This is a genomic window from Sphingomonas asaccharolytica NBRC 15499, assembly GCF_001598355.1.
GTDB classification, from domain to species: Bacteria; Pseudomonadota; Alphaproteobacteria; order Sphingomonadales; family Sphingomonadaceae; genus Sphingomonas; species Sphingomonas asaccharolytica.
The window spans coordinates 1-18,724 of sequence record NZ_BCYU01000083.1 but is presented as its reverse complement, the minus strand read 5'-3'; the positions used below and the strand labels follow the sequence as shown (position 1 = coordinate 18,724).

General features: G+C 65.3%; 22 protein-coding genes. 7 read left to right on the top strand and 15 right to left on the bottom strand.

Translation table 11 applies throughout. From position 1 onward, the window contains the following. From SAS01S_RS18205 to SAS01S_RS18150, 13 genes are all read right to left on the bottom strand, one after another. On the bottom strand, window positions 1-255 hold a 255-nt coding region (locus SAS01S_RS18205; RefSeq protein ID WP_218016333.1), incomplete at its 3' end, for a hypothetical protein. A 60-nt stretch (window positions 256-315) separates the two neighbouring features. Then, window positions 316-477 (bottom strand): hypothetical protein, encoded by a 162-nt coding sequence (locus SAS01S_RS22655; RefSeq protein ID WP_157082898.1) that lies wholly within the window; start codon window positions 475-477, stop codon window positions 316-318. Between the two features lie 99 nt (window positions 478-576). Beyond that, window positions 577-1,890, bottom strand: coding sequence for a tRNA (N6-isopentenyl adenosine(37)-C2)-methylthiotransferase MiaB (miaB, locus tag SAS01S_RS18200; protein WP_084239188.1), 1,314 nt, complete (start codon window positions 1,888-1,890; stop codon window positions 577-579). Between the two features lie 10 nt (window positions 1,891-1,900). Continuing rightward, the gene (locus SAS01S_RS18195; RefSeq protein WP_066812254.1) at window positions 1,901-2,782 is read right to left on the bottom strand and encodes a lysophospholipid acyltransferase family protein; all 882 of its coding nucleotides are present in this window, start codon (window positions 2,780-2,782) and stop codon (window positions 1,901-1,903) included. Next, a complete protein-coding gene (locus tag SAS01S_RS18190) occupies window positions 2,754-3,176 on the bottom strand; it encodes a Fur family transcriptional regulator (RefSeq protein ID WP_066812252.1) in 423 nt (140 codons plus the stop codon). Before SAS01S_RS18190 ends, SAS01S_RS18195 begins: the two co-directional genes overlap by 29 nt. A gap of 279 nt (window positions 3,177-3,455) precedes the next feature. Continuing rightward, complete coding sequence (locus tag SAS01S_RS18185) at window positions 3,456-3,872, bottom strand: Ros/MucR family transcriptional regulator (protein ID WP_066812250.1); 417 nt, start codon at window positions 3,870-3,872, stop codon at window positions 3,456-3,458. Window positions 3,873-3,980: 108 nt separating this feature from the next. After that, complete coding sequence (gene rimI, locus SAS01S_RS18180) at window positions 3,981-4,451, bottom strand: ribosomal protein S18-alanine N-acetyltransferase (protein ID WP_066812248.1); 471 nt, start codon at window positions 4,449-4,451, stop codon at window positions 3,981-3,983. Then, window positions 4,448-5,068, bottom strand: coding sequence for a tRNA (adenosine(37)-N6)-threonylcarbamoyltransferase complex dimerization subunit type 1 TsaB (gene tsaB, locus SAS01S_RS18175; protein ID WP_066812246.1), 621 nt, complete (start codon window positions 5,066-5,068; stop codon window positions 4,448-4,450). Before tsaB ends, rimI begins: the two co-directional genes overlap by 4 nt. A gap of 26 nt (window positions 5,069-5,094) precedes the next feature. After that, on the bottom strand, window positions 5,095-5,685 hold the full coding sequence (locus SAS01S_RS18170; RefSeq protein WP_066812244.1) for a malonic semialdehyde reductase: 591 nt from the start codon (window positions 5,683-5,685) through the stop codon (window positions 5,095-5,097). Between the two features lie 46 nt (window positions 5,686-5,731). Then, a complete protein-coding gene (locus SAS01S_RS18165; RefSeq protein WP_066812242.1) occupies window positions 5,732-6,307 on the bottom strand; it encodes a NifU family protein in 576 nt (191 codons plus the stop codon). A 106-nt stretch (window positions 6,308-6,413) separates the two neighbouring features. Continuing rightward, entirely contained in the window at window positions 6,414-7,730 is a 1,317-nt protein-coding gene (locus tag SAS01S_RS18160) for a chloride channel protein (RefSeq protein WP_066812240.1), read from the bottom strand. A 42-nt stretch (window positions 7,731-7,772) separates the two neighbouring features. After that, entirely contained in the window at window positions 7,773-8,222 is a 450-nt protein-coding gene (locus SAS01S_RS18155) for a DoxX family protein (RefSeq protein WP_066812258.1), read from the bottom strand. 57 nt (window positions 8,223-8,279) lie between these two features. Beyond that, on the bottom strand, window positions 8,280-8,564 hold the full coding sequence (locus SAS01S_RS18150) for a BufA1 family periplasmic bufferin-type metallophore (RefSeq protein WP_066812238.1): 285 nt from the start codon (window positions 8,562-8,564) through the stop codon (window positions 8,280-8,282). A gap of 210 nt (window positions 8,565-8,774) precedes the next feature. On the opposite strand from SAS01S_RS18150, the gene SAS01S_RS18145 reads away from it, so the two are divergent. The 6 genes from SAS01S_RS18145 (at window position 8,775) to SAS01S_RS18120 (ending at window position 12,630) form a co-directional block, all read left to right on the top strand. Then, window positions 8,775-9,314, top strand: coding sequence for a sigma-70 family RNA polymerase sigma factor (locus tag SAS01S_RS18145; protein ID WP_066812236.1), 540 nt, complete (start codon window positions 8,775-8,777; stop codon window positions 9,312-9,314). Further along, complete coding sequence (locus SAS01S_RS18140; protein WP_066812235.1) at window positions 9,311-9,952, top strand: DUF1109 domain-containing protein; 642 nt, start codon at window positions 9,311-9,313, stop codon at window positions 9,950-9,952. Before SAS01S_RS18145 ends, SAS01S_RS18140 begins: the two co-directional genes overlap by 4 nt. An 80-nt stretch (window positions 9,953-10,032) precedes the next feature. Continuing rightward, entirely contained in the window at window positions 10,033-10,293 is a 261-nt protein-coding gene (bufA2, locus tag SAS01S_RS18135) for a BufA2 family periplasmic bufferin-type metallophore (protein WP_066812233.1), read from the top strand. A 62-nt stretch (window positions 10,294-10,355) separates the two neighbouring features. Beyond that, window positions 10,356-11,186 (top strand): MNIO family bufferin maturase, encoded by an 831-nt coding sequence (bufB, locus tag SAS01S_RS18130; RefSeq protein ID WP_066812231.1) that lies wholly within the window; start codon window positions 10,356-10,358, stop codon window positions 11,184-11,186. Beyond that, window positions 11,183-11,947 (top strand): HvfC/BufC N-terminal domain-containing protein, encoded by a 765-nt coding sequence (locus tag SAS01S_RS18125; RefSeq protein WP_066812229.1) that lies wholly within the window; start codon window positions 11,183-11,185, stop codon window positions 11,945-11,947. Before bufB ends, SAS01S_RS18125 begins: the two co-directional genes overlap by 4 nt. Beyond that, window positions 11,944-12,630, top strand: coding sequence for a DUF1223 domain-containing protein (locus SAS01S_RS18120; protein WP_066812227.1), 687 nt, complete (start codon window positions 11,944-11,946; stop codon window positions 12,628-12,630). Before SAS01S_RS18125 ends, SAS01S_RS18120 begins: the two co-directional genes overlap by 4 nt. A gap of 12 nt (window positions 12,631-12,642) precedes the next feature. On the opposite strand, the gene SAS01S_RS18115 is transcribed toward SAS01S_RS18120, so the two are convergent. Both SAS01S_RS18115 and SAS01S_RS18110 read right to left on the bottom strand, forming a co-directional pair. After that, a complete protein-coding gene (locus SAS01S_RS18115; protein WP_066812225.1) occupies window positions 12,643-15,009 on the bottom strand; it encodes a membrane-bound PQQ-dependent dehydrogenase, glucose/quinate/shikimate family in 2,367 nt (788 codons plus the stop codon). Window positions 15,010-15,180: 171 nt separating this feature from the next. Beyond that, the gene (locus SAS01S_RS18110) at window positions 15,181-16,038 is read right to left on the bottom strand and encodes an aspartyl/asparaginyl beta-hydroxylase domain-containing protein (RefSeq protein WP_245656993.1); all 858 of its coding nucleotides are present in this window, start codon (window positions 16,036-16,038) and stop codon (window positions 15,181-15,183) included. Between the two features lie 217 nt (window positions 16,039-16,255). Between SAS01S_RS18110 and SAS01S_RS18105 the strand changes: the two genes are divergently transcribed. After that, the coding region (locus SAS01S_RS18105) for a M16 family metallopeptidase (RefSeq protein ID WP_066812223.1) at window positions 16,256-18,724 on the top strand (2,469 nt) is incomplete at its 3' end.

Below are 18,724 nucleotides of genomic sequence, written 5' to 3'. Positions count from 1 at the left end.
CAGGCGGGTTGCCGCGGCGATATAGGCGCCCGCCGCGACGAGCGAGATCAGCACATGATAGAAGATGCCGAGTAATATCGCAGGCGTGCCGCCGATATAGGCGGCCTTGCCCATCGTGCCGCTGGCGATCGACTGGAACACGATCCCCGGCGAATTGCCGAGCGAGGCCTGGATCGGCAGGACGAAGATCATCTCAATCGCGGCGGCGGCGATGCCGGCGACCAATGTCGCGGCCAGATAGCTTTTGGCGGTCATCGGTTCTCCCCTTGTCGGCGCGGAGGATGCCAGAAGCCGCCTCCGCCCGCCATGCCCTGCTCAGCCCAGCTTTCCTGACTGACTCACCCGCCACATCAACCGGTCGAGCAGGCTGTCCGACAGGACGTTACGCAGGAACATGAACATCTTGGCGCCACCGCCGATCGCGTAGCGGGTCTTCGGGTTCTTGCTCTCGGCGATCCGCGCGATCCCCTTCGCCACGACCCCGGGCGGGGAAACGATTGGCGAGGTATCGGCGCTGCCCGAGGGCTGTATGCCCGATACGGCGGCGGGTGTTGATGCGAACAAGCGCGCTGTCGGTTAGGCGGCCGCTTGCATTCGTTCGACGGCGGCCAACGAATTCGGGCCGGCGCTGACGATCTCGACCTCGACCAGATCGCCGATCCTGGCATCGGTGATCAGATGGATCGATTGCAGCCAGGGTGATTTGCCGAGCATCTGGCCGGGAAGTTTGCCCCTGCGCTCGATCAGTACCTGGCAAGTGCGGCCGACGCTCGCGGCGTTGAACGCGGCCTGGTCGCGGTTGAGCGCTGCCTGCAGGCGCTGGAGCCGCTCATCCATCACCTCGGGCGCGATTTGACCATCCATGTCGGCGGCGGGCGTGCCCGGGCGCGGGCTGTATTTGAAGCTGAACGCCTGGGCGTAGGCTACTTCTTCGATCAGGTTCAGCGTGTCCGCGAACTCGGCCTCGGTCTCGCCGGGGAAGCCGACGATGAAGTCGCCGCTGAGCGCTATGTCGGGTCGCACCGCGCGGACCCGGTCGAGGATACGCAGGTAGGAATCGCGGCTATGGCTGCGGTTCATTGCCTTGAGGATGCGGTCGTTCCCCGCCTGCACCGGCAGATGGAGGAACGGCATCAGCTTTTCGACGTCGCGATGCGCTTCGATCAGGCCATCGGTCATGTCGTTGGGATGGCTGGTGGTATAACGGATCCGCGCGAGACCCGGAATACGGTCGAGTTCGCGGATCAGCGCGCCAAGATCGCGTTCCCCGTCAGACCAGGCATTCACGTTCTGGCCGAGCAGCGTGATTTCCTTGGCGCCGGCATCGACCAGCGCCCTGGCTTCGTCGACCAGCGCGTCCCAGCCGCGGCTGATCTCGGCGCCGCGGGTATAGGGAACGACGCAATAGGTGCAGAATTTGTCGCAGCCTTCCTGCACCGTCAGGAACGCGGTCGGGCCGACCTTGCGCCGCGCCGGCAGCGCGCCGAATTTCGACAGGACCGGCATGTCGGTGTCGAGCCCGAGTTCGCCGCGCGACGCCTTGGCCACCAAATCGGGCAGATTGTGATAGGCTTGCGGGCCGACGACGATGTCGACCTTGGCGCGGCGCGCGATCTCCACGCCCTCGGCCTGTGCCACACAGCCGGCGACCGCGATCATGGGATCGTTGCCGTGCTTCCGCAGGCGGCCGATGTCCGAATAGACCTTTTCGGTCGCGCGTTCGCGGATGTGGCAGGTGTTGAGCACGACCAGATCGGCGGCACTGACATCGTCGGTCGCAGTCAGGCCTTGCGCCGCCATCAACTCGGTCATGCGCTCGCCGTCATAGACGTTCATCTGGCAACCGAACGACTTGACGTGGAAGGTTTTGGGATTGGTGGGCTTCGTCATGGCGCGGCGCCTATAGCAGGTCCTCGCCGGGACGGGGAGGGGTTCGTCCCGCCCAGACATCGTGCCCGATGAAGGTCGGGACATCATGGCCCAGCGCCGCCGCCAGCGCCTCGCGGATGCGGCGCATGCTTTCCGCGGCGATCGCCTTGCGGCCGGAAAAATCGCGCGGGTCGAACGGATCTAGGAAGGTGATGCGCAATGGGAAAGTGCCCGGCCGCGCAAGCACGCGCAGCGCATTGTCCTTGCCGTGCTCGTCGCCGATCCAGCCGATATCCGGGCCGACCTCACCGTAATCGAGCAACACTGGCTGGACGAGAACGCCGGCAGGCGGCGGCTCTAGTACCTTCAGCAGAGGCGATTTGAACGGCAGCAGCGAGCGCCCGTCCGTGGTGGTGCCTTCGGGAAAGACCGTGACCGACCAGTTTTCGGTGAGTGCCTCGCGCAGCCGGTTGATCTGCTCGGCGACGCCCAGCCTGTCCTCGCGCGAGACGAAGACGGTGCGGTTGAGGGTCGACAGCCAGCCGACCACCGGTGCCTTGCGCAACTCCGCCTTGGCGACGAACGCGGTGCCGCTCGCCCCGGCGATCGCCAGGATGTCGATCCAGCTGCAATGGTTGGAGATGTAGAAGACGTCGCGCTTGAGCGGCGTGCCGATCCGTTCGACGCGCGCGCCCGAACAATAGCCGGCCCAGGCGAGGAACAGTCGAGGCCAGGGCGAGCTCAGGTGGAGCAAGCGCCAGCAATAATGGAGTGGAACGAACAGGATGAGCCCGGCGACCATGCCGGCGGCGCGTCGCCAGATGCGAAATCGGCCAGTCAACGGAATCGGCTGCGGGTTTCCCCTGGCCGCCTGAAGGCGAGCCTCAATCCTTGCGGGAGAGGCTGACTCCATACAGCTCCATCCGGTGATCGACGAGGCGGAAGCCGAGCTTCTCCGCGATCTGTTTCTGGAGCTGTTCGAGCTCGGGATCGACGAATTCGATTACCCTGCCGGTCTCGACGTCGATCAGATGGTCGTGATGCGCCTCAGGCGAGGGCTCGTAGCGCGCGCGTCCGTCGCCGAAATCGTGGCGGTCAAGGATACCGGCTTCCTCGAACAGGCGCACGGTGCGGTAAACGGTCGCGATCGAGATGCCGGGGTCGATCGCCGATGCACGGGCATAGACCTTCTCGACGTCGGGATGATCCTCCGCTTCGCTCAGCACACGCGCGATCACGCGCCGCTGGTCGGTGATGCGCAATCCTTTTTCATGACAAAGGGCTTCGAGGTCGATGTTGCGCGCCATAGGACGGATATAGGCGCAACACCCTTGTTGCGAAAGTAGAGAGTTATTCGCAATTAGCGGACAGGTCGACATGCCGACGGCATGTCCGGGGTCATCTGGGGGATGATCCGCTTCGTTGCGCCCGAGTGATAGCGAGGGGTGGCACTTGCGATGCTGAACGAAAAAGGCCGGGAGCGATCCCGGCCTTTCCCTTGTGTCTTCCGGCTTCGCCGGAGCGATTGGATCGACCGTGCCCCGCACGGTCGAGATCGCCCTGTCGGGCGATCCAGGTCCAATCGCCTACTTGGTTTTACGGCGCTTGGTGCCGAGGCCGATCTTCTTCGCCAAGGTGCGGCGCTGTTCGGCATAGTTCGGCGCGACCATCGGATAGTCGGCGGCCAGGTTCCACTTGGCGCGGTACTGTTCCGGCGTCATCTGATAATGCGTCATCAGGTGGCGCTTGAGCATCTTGAGCTTCTTGCCGTCCTCAAGGCAGACGATATAGTCAGGCTTGATCGAGGCGCGGATCGAAACCGCCGGTTCCTGCTTGGGTTCCGGCGCCGGCGCCTGCGGGGTGAGACGCGAGAGGCCGCGATAGATGTTCTGGATGACCAGTTCGATATCCGAAACCGCGACGTTGTTATTGCCGAGAAATTCGGCGGCAATATCTGCGGTCAACGTGACCAAAGTTTCCTGCATATCGTTGGTGTTGTCCATCGTGATTCCTTCGACCCTATACGTAAGACTTGCGATCCCCCAACGCCGCGGGGCTTTGATCCATTTTGGATAGAAGCGCAAGGACTAACCCCAAGCAAATGAGATTATTCACGCAATCTTGCGATGAAGCGTTAGCGCTGAATAAGTCCGGCCATCGACACCACGATAATAGTCGCGACGCTCGCCGATCTTGGAAAAGCCTGAACTGCTGTACAATTTGATCGCGTCGTTACCGGCGCGGACTTCCAGATGGATGCGCGAAATCTTGCGTGTGGCGCAATCTGCCATCACCGCGCGAAGCAATGCCGCGCCGACACCGCGACGGCGTGCTTCGGGCATGACCGCGAGCAACAGCAACTCGGCCTCGTCCAGCACGCCGCGGGTCAGCGCGAATCCGACGGCACGACCGTTGAGTTCGGCGATCGACAGCCACACGCCGGGGACCGCCAGTATTCCGATGACCTGATTGCGCGTCCAGGCCTCGCCCCAGCGCGGGTCGAACGCGTCCGCCATGATCCGGTCGACCCGATCGAGGTCGCGGACATCGCCGTCGCGCAGGTCGATCGCCGCGGTGTTCATGCGCCTGGCTTTCCTGGCGCCATCGGCTTGGCGTCGGGCGCACGGCCATAAATGGGCCGCGGCGGCAAGTCGATCAGGGCAGCAGGCAGCAGGATGACGTTCGCCGCATCGGGCAGGCGGTCGCGCCCGCCCTGTGCCAGGAAACGGATTCCGTTGCCGACCGCGGTCGCGTCGAGCCGCGCCATCGCTTCCGGCGGGGGAAGGGAGGCAAAATCGGCAGTGGCGACGAGCGGATCGCGGGTGAAAGGCTGCATGAAGACCTCGCCATGCCCGCCTTCCAGCACCACCGCAAGCCGGTCGAGTGCGGCATCGGCGGCAAAAGCGGCGGCGGCGACCAATGGCAACGAGGAGAAACCGCGGACCGGAATGCCCCAGCCTAAGCCGAGCCCGCGCGCGGCGGCGATGCCGACGCGGATGCCGGTAAAGCTGCCCGGACCGCAATCGACCAGGATGGCGTCGGCGCGACCGCCGTCGGGCAGGTTCGCTATCATCGGGATCAGCCGTTCGGCATGGCCGCGCCCGACGACCTCGTGCGCCGACGCGACCACCGTCGTCCCCTCGATCAGGGCGACCGAGCAGGCGGCGGTGGCGGTTTCGATGACGAGCGTGCGGGCCATGTCAGCCCGCTAGCGCAATTTTGCGGTCAGAGAACAGTGTTGAACTTCTCGAATGCCGGGCGCGGCAGGCGGCCGAAGATGCTCGCCGGATCGCCATGGCCGAGCGTCGAGAGGATGATCGAGCGATAATTGGGCTGGTCGGCGAAGAAAGCGGCGTCGACTGCGGCATTGTCGAATCCGGTCATCGGCCCGGTGTCGAACCCCAAAGCACGCGCGGCGATGATGAAATAGGCGGCCTGCAGCGTCGAGTTGAGGAAAGCGTGGCGCTCGCGCGATACCGGCTCGGCGAACCAGGGTCGCGCGTCGACGTGCGGGAAGAATTCCGGCAGATGCTCGTGGAATTCCGTGTCGTAGGCGATGATCACGCTGGCCGGCGCCTTGCGGATCTTGTCGGCATTGGTCGCGCTAGCGGCGGCGGCGAGCTTGTCCTTGGCTTCCTGGCTCAGCAGCCACACGAACCGCGCCGGCTGCTGGTTGGCCGAGGTCGGGCCCATCTTCACCAGCTCATAGATCGCTTCGATGTCGTCCTGGGTGACGGGAGCATCGGTATAGCCGTTATAAGTGCGCGCGGTGCGGAAGATCGTGTCGAGTGCGCTGTCCGTGAGCTTCTCGCCCATGGCCATTCTCCTGAATTGATACGTGAAAAACGTCGACTGGCGCGGATCAGACCGCGCGAACCTCGGTAACCTCGGGAACGTAATATTTGAGCAATTGCTCGATGCCGTTCTTGAGCGTCGCGGTCGATGACGGACAGCCCGAACACGCGCCCTGCATCCGCAGGAACACTTTGCCCTTGTCGAACCCCTGATAAATGATGTCGCCGCCGTCATTCGCCACCGCTGGGCGTACGCGCGTATCGATCAGTTCGCGAATCTGCGCGACGACCTCGGCGTCGGCGGGATCGTCGTTCAGGCCCGCATCGTCTCCAGGAACGCTGATACCAGCCGCGGACGCCGGCTTGAACAATGGCATGCCGGCCGAGAAATGGTCGAGCAGGATCGCCAGCACATCGGGCTTCAGCCCCGGCCAGTCGACTCCCGGGCCGGCCGTGACGGAAACGAAATCGCGGCCGAAGAACACGCCGGTGACATCGCCCAGGTTGAACAGCGCCTCGGCGAGCGGCGACGCGTCAGCCTCCTCTGGCGTCGCAAAGTCGCGCGTGCCGGCGTCCATGACAGTCCGTCCCGGCAGGAACTTGAGCGTCGCCGGATTGGGCGTGGCTTCGGTCTCGATCAGCATGGGGGTCATGTGGGCCTGAAGGCGGCCATGATCAAGCGCTCAAGCGGAAACGGATTGTTGCCGGCGGCGAAGCGCGGTTGCATCCCTATCCTTGTCGGCATGGCGATCAGCGCGGGTCCGGTTTGGGCAGAAAACCTTGTGCGAGACCATGATAGAGCCGCTCGCGACAGACCAAGGCGGCGGCGCCCTCGGCGATGACCGCGGCGGCGAGCAGCGGCAGCATCAAACCGCGGCTTCCGGTCGTTTCCGAGATGATGATCACCGCGGTCAGCGGGGCGCGGACCACGCCGGTGAAATAGGCGACCATGCCGAGCAGGATGATCGCCCCGGCCGGTTCGCTCGGAAACAACGCATGAAGCAGATTGCCGACGCCCGCGCCGGTCGCGAGGCTCGGCGAGAAGATGCCGCCGGGTAATCCCGCCGCCGTGGTCAGCAACGTGCTGACGAATTTCGCCGGCCCGAACCAGAGCGAGGTCGCCTGGCCGTGGATCATCGCGCTGGCGGGGGCATATCCCGTTCCCCAGGTCGTCCCGGTGGCAATGCCCAGCACCGCGACGATGACTCCGCAAACGAGGGCGAGCGCCAACGGCCGTCCGCCCGATATCCGTCGCGCGCCGCCGCGGGCGAACCACAAGGTCAGGCGCGAGAACAGGCCGCCGCTTGCGCCGCCAAGGATTCCGGCGACAGGGGCTACGATCAGCACTGTCCCGAGCGGTAACGTCTGTCCGACGATTCCGAAATAGACGTAATCGCCCGCCACGCCCTGGGCGATCATCCCGGCGACCAGGACCGCGGTCATCACGAGCAAGGTCATGCGCTGCTCATAGGCGGCGGCAAGCTCCTCTATCGCGAAGGCGACGCCGGCCAGCGGCGTGTTGAACGCCGCCGCGACGCCCGCCCCGGCACCCGCCACCAGCACCGATGCGGTGATCGGCACGCGCAACCATTTGTGCGTATAGGCCATGATCGTCGCGCCGAGCTGGACGGTCGGCCCCTCGCGTCCAACCGAGGCGCCGGCGGCAAGCGCGCCCGCCGTCAGCACCGTCTTCAGTAGCGCCGTCCGGCCAGAGGCGAGATCGGCCATGGCGGCCTCGGGATCGCGCTTAGCGGCGATGATCTGCGGGATACCCGATCCGCGTGCGGCGGGCGCCAGCCGGTTGGTGAGCCACACGATCAGGACATAGCTCGCCGGGGTCAACACCAGCGGCAGCCACCAATATCGCGCCGTCATGGCGTCGAACAGGCCGCTTGCCCGGTCGGCCGTGCGGGCGAAGGCGATTGCGGCCAAACCGACCAGGGTCGCACCGCCCACGATCGCAGCCCGCCGCCGCCAAACCGTCGCGGTCGGGCCGTGGCGGCGCAACAGGATTCGGGTGCGGCGTAGCGCATCGTTGCGCGGGGTCGAGAGCGGGGAGTCGGGCATCCGGGGCCCGCATAAGGCGGTGATGCCGGCTTTGCATCCCCGTTATCGCGCGACGGCCTTGCGCAGGATGGCGTCGATCGACCAGGCGCCGCTGCCGCGAAAGATCAGCGGCAGCTGGATCGCCGCCCAGCTGAGATGCGTCGGCCACGCGTCGGGGTAGACGAAGATTTCGATCGTCAGCGTCATCATGAACAAGGCGAACGCCGAAAAACGCGTGAACAAGCCGAGCACGAGCAGAATCGAAAAGACATGTTCGGACCAGGTCGCGGCCACCGCGGCGATATCGGGCGGGATCAGAGGCAGTGCATAATCGGTGCGGAACAGCTCGTAGGTGCCGTCGGTGATGTGGATGATGCCGTCGACCTTAGTGCGGCCGGACATGAAGAACACCGCCGCGATGCCGAAGCGCGCGACGAGCAGGAGCAAGGCGTCGGGCATCAGCGCCGAAGCGCGGCCGACGAAACGCTCGTAGAGCGCGATCAACATGGTCATGGGGATTCCTCCGGCGTCGCCGGCCGGGCGCAAGTCGTGCACCCGGCCGATCACAGGTCAGGCCTTGGGCGTCAGCGATCCATTGCCCTTGGGCGTCTTGATGGACGTGCAGGTGCCCGCCTTGACCAGCTTCCAGGCATTGCCCTGGTAATTCGCCTTGGAGGTACCGGCGCAACTGGTGCCGGCGCCGGCCTTGCAGTCGTTCTTGCCGGCCAGCGCGACGCCGAAGCATTTTTCCATCGCCGGCTTGGTTTGGGCCGAGGCGGACGGGGAGGGGGCGAGCGCGGTACCGGCGACAGCAATCGCAAGGGTGGCGGCCAAGGTGGCGTGGGTCGAGCGCATGGTAGTTCCTTCGATAGGGGTGCCTGGGGTGCGCGGCCCGGACAGGGGTGCCGGGCCGCGCGGTGACCGGGAAGGAGGCAGGTAAAGCCCAGTCACGTCGACCAGTTCGGCGGCGGCGAGGCGTCGGTTACAGAAAAGACCGGCGAAAAATTTCGTGCCGGCGTGTAACCTTTGGCCCGGCTATGCCGTACCTCCCGTCGAGGAGCGCAGATGCGGGCAGACGAGGACGAGTTGCGCGGATTGATGATCAGTGGGCTCGACGGCAATGCCGGCGACCATGCGGCATTGCTGCGCCTGCTCGTGCCTATCTTGCGCGGCTATTACCGGCGGCGCGCCAGCGGAGGCGATGACGAAATCGAAGATCTGGTGCAGGAAACGCTGATCGCGGTGCATACGCGCCGCGTCACTTATGACCGCAACCGCGCCTTTACCGGCTGGCTGTTCGCGATCGCGCGCTACAAAATGATCGACAACTTCCGCCGCGGACGGCGACTCCAGCCGATCGACGGGTTGGAGGACGAATTGGTCGCCGACGGATTCGAGGAGTCGTCGAGCGCACGGATCGATGTCGACGACCTGCTCGGCACATTGCCAGACAAGCAGGCACGGATGATCCGTGCGACGCGGATCGAGGGGCTGAGCATCGCCGAGGCGGCTGCCGCCGGCGGGCTCGGCGAATCCGACGTCAAGATATCGGTGCATCGCGGCATAAAGGCGTTGATCACGCGCATCCAGGGAGGCGGCCGATGAACACCGACGACCTGATCGCGCAATTGTCGAGCGACGTGCCGCCGGTGCGCCGCCACGTCGTGGGTCGGCGGATCGCCGTCGGCCTCCTAGCTGGAGCTTTGGTGTCGGGCGCCTTTGTCGTGATGGCGATGGGCGTACGGCCCGATATCGGCAAGGCGATGCACGGCTTCGCGTTCTGGATGAAGTGGAGCTACACGATCTCGCTGGCCATCGCCGCGTTGACCATGACGGCGCAGCTCGCGCGCCCCGACAGTGGCCGATTGCGCTGGTTGTGGCTGATGGCGATACCCGTGCTGTTGCTGGCTGGGCTGGGCGTGTTCGAACTTGTGCGCACGCCGCCGGCGCAATGGCTGGCGATGTGGCTGGGGCAAAGCTGGATGACCTGCCCGTGGCGCGTGCTGGCGCTGGCGATGCCGATCTTCATCGGGTTGCTCTGGTCATTTCGGCGGCTCGCGCCGACGCGGCTGCGCGCGGCGGGGGCAGCGGCGGGCTTGGCCGCGGGCGCGTTCGCGGCGACGGTCTATTGCATCCATTGCCCGGAAGTATCGGCGATCTTCGTGCTGACCTGGTATTCACTCGGTATCCTGCTGGCGGCGTTGGTCGGCGCGCTGCTGGGACCGCGGCTGCTGCGCTGGTAATTTTGCGAGCCATGTAACCGCCGACGACGACGCCGCGAATTGGGGATGCCAATCAGGCACCATCCTTTCGGGAGACCCCAATGACCATCCTTCGTACCGGCGTCAGCATCGCCGCCGCCGCAGCTGTTGTCGCGATCACTGCCGTTGCGCCGACCGTCGCGGCCGCCAAGGGCAGCGCCAAAGTCCATTGCTACGGCGTCAACACTTGCAAGGGCACCTCCGACTGCAAGACCGCCAAGAACGATTGCAAGGGTCAGAATGATTGCAAGGGCCAAGGCTTCAAGGAACTGAGCGCCAAGGCCTGCAAGACGGCGGGCGGCAGCCTGACCGCGCCGAACTGACGGTGTCGCGGCCCGGCCGTGGCGTCACGGTCGGGCCGCTCGCTTAGACTGGAGTAGAGACAATGGTCGCTCCGTTTGCGGGCTACGGCCTCGGGCTGCGCAAGCCGCATTATGCCGAGTTCCTCGAGCACCGCATCGCGGTCGATTTTGTCGAGGTGATCTCTGAGAATTTCATGGTCGACGGCGGCCGCCCGCGCATGCTGCTGCGCGATGTGCGGTCACGTTATCCGGTCGCGCTGCACGGCGTGTCGATGTCGATCGGATCGGCCGACGAGCTCGACGGCGCCTATCTGGCGCGGCTGCGGGCGCTGATCGACGAGATCGAGCCCTTGTTCGTTTCCGACCATCTGAGCTGGACGCGGATAGAGGGGTTCAGTTCGCACGATCTGCTGCCGCTGCCCTATACGGGTGAAGCGCTCGACCTGGTCTGCGCCAATATCGACCGCGCGCAGGATGCGCTGGGCCAGGCGATGCTGATCGAGAATCCGTCGACCTATATCAACCTGACGCCCGCCGAGATGAGCGAATGGCAATTCCTCGACGCGATGTGCGCGCGGACCGGATGTGGCTTGCTGCTCGACGTCAACAACGTCTTCGTCAGCGCGACCAATCACGGGTTCGATGCGATCGCCTATCTGGATGGCGTACCGCATGATCGCGTCCGGCAGGTTCATCTTGCCGGACATAGCCAGGGCAAGGAGTTGCTGATCGATACCCATGATCAACCGGTCCCGGCGTCGGTCTGGGACCTTTACGCGCATGTCATGCCGCTATTGGGGCCGGTCGCGACGATGATCGAGCGCGACGACGATATTCCTCCACTGTCCGATCTGCTCGCCGAATTGTCGGTGGCGCGCCGGATCGGCGGCCGAACGATGCGGCGGGCGGCATGACGCTGATCGAGTTGCAACGCGATATGCGAGCGTGGCTGGTGCGCGACGATGCAGCCGCGGGCAGGCGGTTTGGTGCGGATGCCGGGCCGGGTCTGCGCGTTTATCAGAACAATTATCGCGCCCAGCTCGTTGCCTGTCTCGAGGACAGTTTCGCCCGTACGCGCGACTGGATCGGGGAGGAGGCATTCCATCACGCAATTGTCGCACATGTCGAGCGGGTGCCGCCGAGCAGCTGGACGCTCGATGCCTATCCGCGCGATTTTCCGGCGACGCTGGCGTTGCTTTATCCCGACGATCCCGACGTGGCCGAGCTGGGCTGGATCGAGTGCGCGTTGGGTGAGGCTTTTGTCGGTCCGAACGCTCCCGCGGTGGCTGCCGATGGGCTAGGTGCGATCGACTGGGATCGCGCCGTATTGCACTTCACGCCGACGCTCGATCTCGGACCATTGTCGACCAATGTCGCGGTGATCTGGACCGCATTGGCCGTTGCCGAGATGCCGCCCGCGGTCGAGCTGTTGCCGGAGCCTGGTGCGATCCTGGTCTGGCGGCAGGATCTAGTGTCGAGGTTCCGTGCTATCGACCAGATCGAGCAGCAAGCGCTGCTGGCGGCGCGGGCGGGTCTCTCCTTCGCCAATCTGTGCGAGGCGATGGTCGCGGCGCACGGGCAGGAGGACGGCATCGCCCGTGCCGGCCAGTTGCTCGGCCAATGGCTGGCCGACGGATTGATCACGGATGTGGAAGAAAGGCCGCTATCGAGATGAAAACGCTTTGGATCGCGCTGTTCGCCCTGGTTGGCGCCTGCACCGCTCAATCGAATGCCGCCACCGATGCCTCCAACCCGACAGTGGTCGAGCTCTATCAGAGCCAGGGCTGCTCCTCCTGTCCCCCGGCCGACGCCGTGCTAAATGCTTTGGCCGACCGCCCCGACGTCCTCGCGCTGAGTTTCGCGGTGACATACTGGGATCAACTCGGTTGGAAAGACACGTTTGCCAGCCCCGCTTTCACCCAACGCCAATGGGATTACGCCCATGCCGAGGGCAGGACGTACGTTGCTACGCCGCAAATGGTGGTCAATGGGCGCGGCGTGGTGACGGGCAATGATCGCGCGCAGGTCGACGAAGCGATCCGCCGCTTCGCCCAGCCGGTCGCGGGCACGGCGATCGCGCGTGACGGTACCGGTGTCGCGATCGGTGCCGGAAAGGGGAGCGCCACCGTCTGGCTGGTCCGCTACGACCCGCGGACGATCGCGGTACCGATCCGCGCGGGCGAAAATGGCGGCCGCACGATCGCGCACCGCGACATCGTCCGCCAGCTGGTCCGACTTGGGCAATGGACCGGCGCGCCGCTCCGGCTTGCCGTGCCTGGAGGACCGGTAGGCCTGTCGAGCGCGATCCTGCTCCAGCAAGGTGCCGGCGGTACGATCATCGCCGCGCACCGGCTGTGACTGCCGTCACCGTCACGCCTTCGGAAGGGCGTAAGCGACGACGCTGTCGCCCGCCGGCGTCTCCATGAAATGATGCCCGCCGGCAAAGATCGCCAGATATTCGCGGCCATCCTGCTGATAGATCATCGGCGTTGCCTGTCCGCCCGCCGGGAGCGGCGCGGACCAGATTGTCTTGCCGGTCCTGAGGTCGATCGCGCGGATCAGATCGTCGGTCGCCGCAGCGATGAAGATCAGGCCGCTCGCTGTCGTCACCGCGCCGCCGTTATTGGGCGTGCCGATCGTCAGCGGTAGCATCGTCGGCAGGTTGAACGGCCCGTTGCGCCGCGCGGTGCCGAGCGGACGGTCCCACAAGGTCTTGCCCGAGGCGATGTCGATCGCGCGGATGCCGCCATAAGGCGGGCGCTTGCACATCAATTTGGTGAACTCCTCCCGCCAGCCGGCATTGACGTCGATCGCATAGGGCACGCCCCATTGCGGGTCGACCGAATGCGACTTGCTCGAAATCTGCTTCGAAGCGAACCGCGGTTTGATGCCCTGACGGTCGGCCTCGGCGCGCGGCAGCAGCCGGACCAAATTGGGCGTATCGTTGTAATTGGCGATCAGGATGCCGCGAACCGGGTCGATCGACACGCCACCCCAATCGCTGCCGCCATTATAGCCGGGATATTCGACGCTGTTGCGGCCGACATTGGGTGGCGTGAACTCGCCACGATAATCGGCGCGGCGAAACTGGATTCGGCACAGCATCTGGTCGATCGGCGACATGCCCCACATGTCCGACTCGACCAACGGCGGCTGGCGCAGCGTCTGCCACAACGACACGATCTGGCGTGCCGCGCGCTCGCTCGGCTCCACGCCTCCCTGCGGCGCGGCGATCGAGCCGATCGGGGTCAGCGCGCGCCCGGTTGCGCGATCGAGGATGTAGAGATCGCCCTGTTTGGACGGCACGACCAGCGCCGCGGTGCCCTTGTAATCGATCAGCGACGGCGGGCTGCCGAAGTCGTAGTCCCAAACGTCCTTCTTGACCGCCTGGAAGCTCCAGCGCGGCTTGCCTGTGGTGACGTCGATCGCGACGATCGAGCTCGAATTGGCGTTTTCCTGCGGCGTGCGGCCGGCCGAGATATAATCGTCCGCGACATTGCCGAGGGGTACGTAGACCAAGCCGAGCTTTTCGTCGCCGGCGCTGCCGGTCCACATATTGGGCGTGCCGCGTGCCCAGGTCTGGCCCGCTGGCGGATAGCCGCTCCAGTCGGGATGGACCATGTCCCAGGCCCAGGCGAGCTTGCCGGTCTTGGCGTCGAAGCCCTGGATCACCCCCGATGGCGCGCCACGATACTGGCCGTCGAGGATCTGGTGCCCGACCACGACGATGCCGCGGACGATGCTCGGCGCCGAGTTGATCGAGGCGAGGCCGGGATAGACCTGGCCCATGCCGATCTTGGTGTCCTGCTGACCCCTGCCGTTGAATTCCGCGCACGGCGCGCCGGTCGCGGCATCGAGCGCGATCAGGCGGGAATCGAGCGTGCCCTCGATGATCCGTGCGGCGCAAGGCGATCCACTCGCTTCTCCGGGGACCTGATAATAAGCGACGCCGCGGCAGGCAGTGGTATAGGGAATCCAGGCGTCAGGTACCTTCGGGTCATAGCGCCAGGCGAGCTTGCCCGTGCCCGCGTCGAGCGCCACGACGACATTCTTGGCGGTGCAGGTATAGAGCAAATTGCCGACCTTGAGCGGCGTATTCTCCGTCCCGTAGAGCTTCTGGAAGGCGGCAGTGGTCGGGGTGCCGCCAGTATGCGTCTCCCACGCCTTTTGCAGCTTGGCGACATTGTCGGGCGCGATCTGGGTCAGCGGCGAATAGCGCCAATTGGCATAGGTCCCGCCATAGGCCGGCCAGTCGCCGCCGGTGGCGAGCCCGGACGGATCGGTCATGCCCGGCGACATTTGCGCCGGCAGGGCGAGTGCGGGGGATCCGCCGCCGGCCAATAGGCCGAAAATCGCAATCATCGCGATCAATGCGGCACCGATCCCGCCGGCCGCCCATTTCCAGCGGTTGCGGTCGGCGGTCAGCGTCGGCATGACCAGAGCGACGGCGATCAGGAGCACGAACGGTGCGATCAGCCAGGGCACCATCGCCCAGGCGTTGCCGCGCGCCTCGCCTAGTCCCCAGATCGCGCTGAGGACGAACAGGGCAACGTAGATCCACCCGCCAAGTAAGCGGCCACGGAACAGGAACCAGGCGGAGGCTAGCATCGCTACGCCGGCGATGAGGTAATAAAGCGAGCCACCGAGGAGGGTGAGGTAGGCGCCGCCTATGGTCAGCACGAGACCGATCAGGCCGATCAGCACAGCAAGAATGATGGCTGGCCAGCTGCGTCCCATGGTCTTCTCCGTCGGCTCGGGAAGCGGGCGAGCGGGCACGCTTCGTTGCGCCGTTAACGAAACAGGGGTGGGGGCCGTTCCGGCGCGAGCGATTGAGTGCCGATATTCGAGAGTCTCGGCGCGGAGTAAATCCGCGCCGTCGGTCGGCACCTGCGGGCGCCGCCGGCCGAGCTAGATATCCAGTTGCTTCACCGCATGGTTCCAGGCCATCACGTTATCGCGCGCTTCCTGGACGAACGCCGAGCGGCGGACGATGTTGAGGAAGGTGTCGGCGATCCACTTGCCCGGGTTGCGCAGCGGACGCTTGACCTGGATGAGCAGGACGACGCGGATATTGTCGGTGTCGTTCCACACCTCGTGGTCATAAGTGTCGTCGAACACCAAGGTCTCGCCTTCGGCCCAGCGCACGATGCGGTCGTCGACGCGCATCCGGACATCGCCGTCCCTGGGGACGATCAGGCCTAGATGGCAGGTGATCAGCCCCTTGGTCACGCCGCGATGCGCCGGGATGTGAGTGCCCGGCGCTAGGATCGAAAAGAACGCGCTGTTGAGATTGGGGATCTTCGCAACGGTCGCGGTGGTCGTCGGACAGCGCTCGATATTCTCGTCGATACGATAGCCGTACCCCCACAAGAAGAAGCTGCGCCACTTGTTGACCGGCGCGATCGCGCGGTGATCGGGAGAGATACTCGACAACGAGGGCGACTTGTTGCCCATCGCGGCGGCGATTGCCTCGTCGCGGATCGCTTGCCAATTGTCGCGCAGATGCTGGGTCCAGGGGAAGTCGCGGACATCGAGCACCGGGTCGTTCGGCACCAGTGACGAGGACGCGATCATCCGGTCGAAGAATCCGCGCAAATGCTTGCCATAGCGGATGATGAACGGCCGCTTCTCGGCGTTGCCGCCGATCGGCGGGCTATCCGATTGGGGCGTGCCCGATATCACGGTCATATTGGGCACGCTGCCTTCGGCGACGTTGCCCGATTTCTGCCGCAATACTGGCGGCTCCAGCTGTTGATCGACGCTCACAAAGCCTCTTCATCGTCCAACGGGACCGGCACCAGAAGTCGCACGAGGGCCGATCGAGCCAAAAAATGTCGAATACGCTACACCGATGCGGCAGCGCACAATTGCCGCTAGCCCCGATCTGGGTCGAAAAAGTGGCGACACAAGGGGCAGGATATGACCTTTTAGTATCGACGTGACGGCGGTTGCCGGTCGCCGGGGGACGCCCTACACAGGCGACATGGCCACTACGTTCCGCGTTTCGCGTCTCGCCGTCCTCGTCACCATTGCCCTCGGGATGTCGCTTCCGGCGATCGCCCAGCACACAGTCCCGACGGCGCCGGCGCCACTCGCCGTCCGTCCCGAGGTGGATCGCTCACCCTGGCTGTTCAAGGGCAGCGACATTACCCCCGACGCTGAGTGGCATTTCGGGACCTTGCCCAACGGCCTGCGCTATGCGGTGCGCAAGAACGGGGTTCCGCCGGGCCAGGTGTCGATCCGCGTGCGCATCGATGCCGGCTCGCTGTACGAGAACGACAGCGAACAGGGCTATGCCCATTTCATGGAACATCTGGTGTTCCGCGGCAGCCAATATGTCGCCGACAATGAGGCAAAACGCACCTGGCAGCGGCTGGGCGCGACCTTCGGCAGCGACACCAATGCGCAGACCACGTTCACTCAGACGGTGTTCAAGCTCGATCTGCCGTCCGCCACGCCGGCCTCGGTCGACGAAAGCCTGAAGATCCTGTCGGGGATGATGGAAGCGCCGAGCTTCGACGACAAGGTGGTCAATTCGGAGCGGCCGGTGGTGATGGCCGAGCAGCGCGAGGCGCCGGGGCCGCAGGTTCGCTTCGGCGATGCCCAGCGCGCGACGATCTTCGCGGGCCAGCCGTTCGCGACGCGCTCACCGATCGGCACCACCAAGACGCTGGAAGCGGCCACCGCCGCCAGCCTGCGCGCGTTCCACGACAAATGGTACCGGCCCGAACGCGCGGTCGTGATCATCTCGGGCGATATCGATCCGCTAGTGTTTGAGACTTTGGTCGACAAGAATTTCTCGAGTTGGAAGGGCAAGGGCGCCAATCCGGCCGATCCCGATTTCGGTACGCCCGCGACCAAGCAGCCGACCACCGGCACGCTGGTCGAGCCCGGCCTGCCGACCCTGGTATCGATGGCGGTGCTTCGCCCCTGGCATTTCAACAACGACCTGATCCTGTTCAACCAGAAGCGCCTGGTCGACCTGATCGCGGTGCAGATCATCAACCGCCGGTTGGAATCGCGCGCGCGCGCCGGGGGCAGCTTCCTCCAGGCGCAAGTCAGCCTTGACGACGTGTCGCGCTCGGTCAACGGCACGTTCGTCAACATCGTGCCGGTCGGCAACAATTGGGAACAGGCGCTGAAAGACGTGCGCGCGGTGATCGCTGACGCCCAGGCCAACCCGCCGAGCCAGGCCGAACTCACTCGCGAACTTGCCGAATATGATGCCGCGATGAAGAACGGCGTCGACACCTCACGGGTCGAGGCGGGATCGGCGCAGGCCGACAATATGGTCCAGGCGCTCGACATCCGCGAGACGGTCGCGGCGCCCGACGTGTCGTACAAGATCCTGACCGACGCGCGCGCCAAGGGCATGTTCACGCCCGCATCAATCCTGGCGTCGACCAAGCGCGTCTTTCAGGGCGATGCGACGCGCGCCTTCATCACCACTCCGGCCGCCGATCCGGCGGCGGCAACCAAGCTCGCTGCCGCGCTCGACGCCGACGTGTCGAAGCTGGCTCCCAAGCGCACCGCGCTGGCGGCGATCGACTTCTCCAAGCTGCCGCCGCTAGGCGCGCCGGGTAAGGTCGTCAGTACCGAGGCCATCCCCGACCTCGAAATGCAGAAGATCGTGTTCGCTAATGGAGTGCGCCTGCTGCTGTTCGTCAATTCGAGCGAGACCAACCGCGTCTATGTCCGCGTGCGTTGGGGCGGGGGATATAATGCCATCCCGTCCGACCGCCGCACCCCGGCCTGGGCAGGCGATCTGGCGCTGGTGCCGAGCGGGATCGGCAAATTGGGCCAGGAACAGCTCGACCAACTCGCGACCGGCCGGCGGCTGGGCTTCGATTTCGGGATCGACGACGATGCTTTCACGCTCGCCGGTGTCACCTCGCCGCAGGATTATAAGGACCAGCTACGGCTGTTCGCCGACAAATTGAGCACGCCCGGCTGGGATCCTGCGCCGCTGGCGCGCGCCAAGGCAGTGATGCTGGCGGGCTATCCGGGACTCGATTCCTCGCCCGACGGCGTGCTCAGCCGCGACCTCGAATGGTTCCTGCACGACAAGGATCCGCGCTGGGGGATTCCGCCCGCGGCAACCGTGTCGGCGCTGACCGCGGCGCAGTTCCGCACTTTCTGGCAGCCGATCCTGGCCTCGGGACCGATCGAGGTGGAAGTGTTCGGTGACGTCAAGGGTGACGAGGCGATCGCTGCCGTTGCGGCGACCTTCGGCGCGCTGAAGCCGCGCGCGGCGCCCGCCGCCGCCGCACCGCCGATCAAATTCCCCCAGCATAATGCGACGCCGGTGGTGCGCACGCATTCGGGCCAGGAAAACCAAGCGGTCGCGTTGATCGCCTGGCCGACCGGCGGTGGCGTCGAGGGCATTCCCGAAAGTCGCAAGCTCGACGTGCTGGCGCAGGTGTTCAGTGATCGGCTGTACGACCGGCTGCGC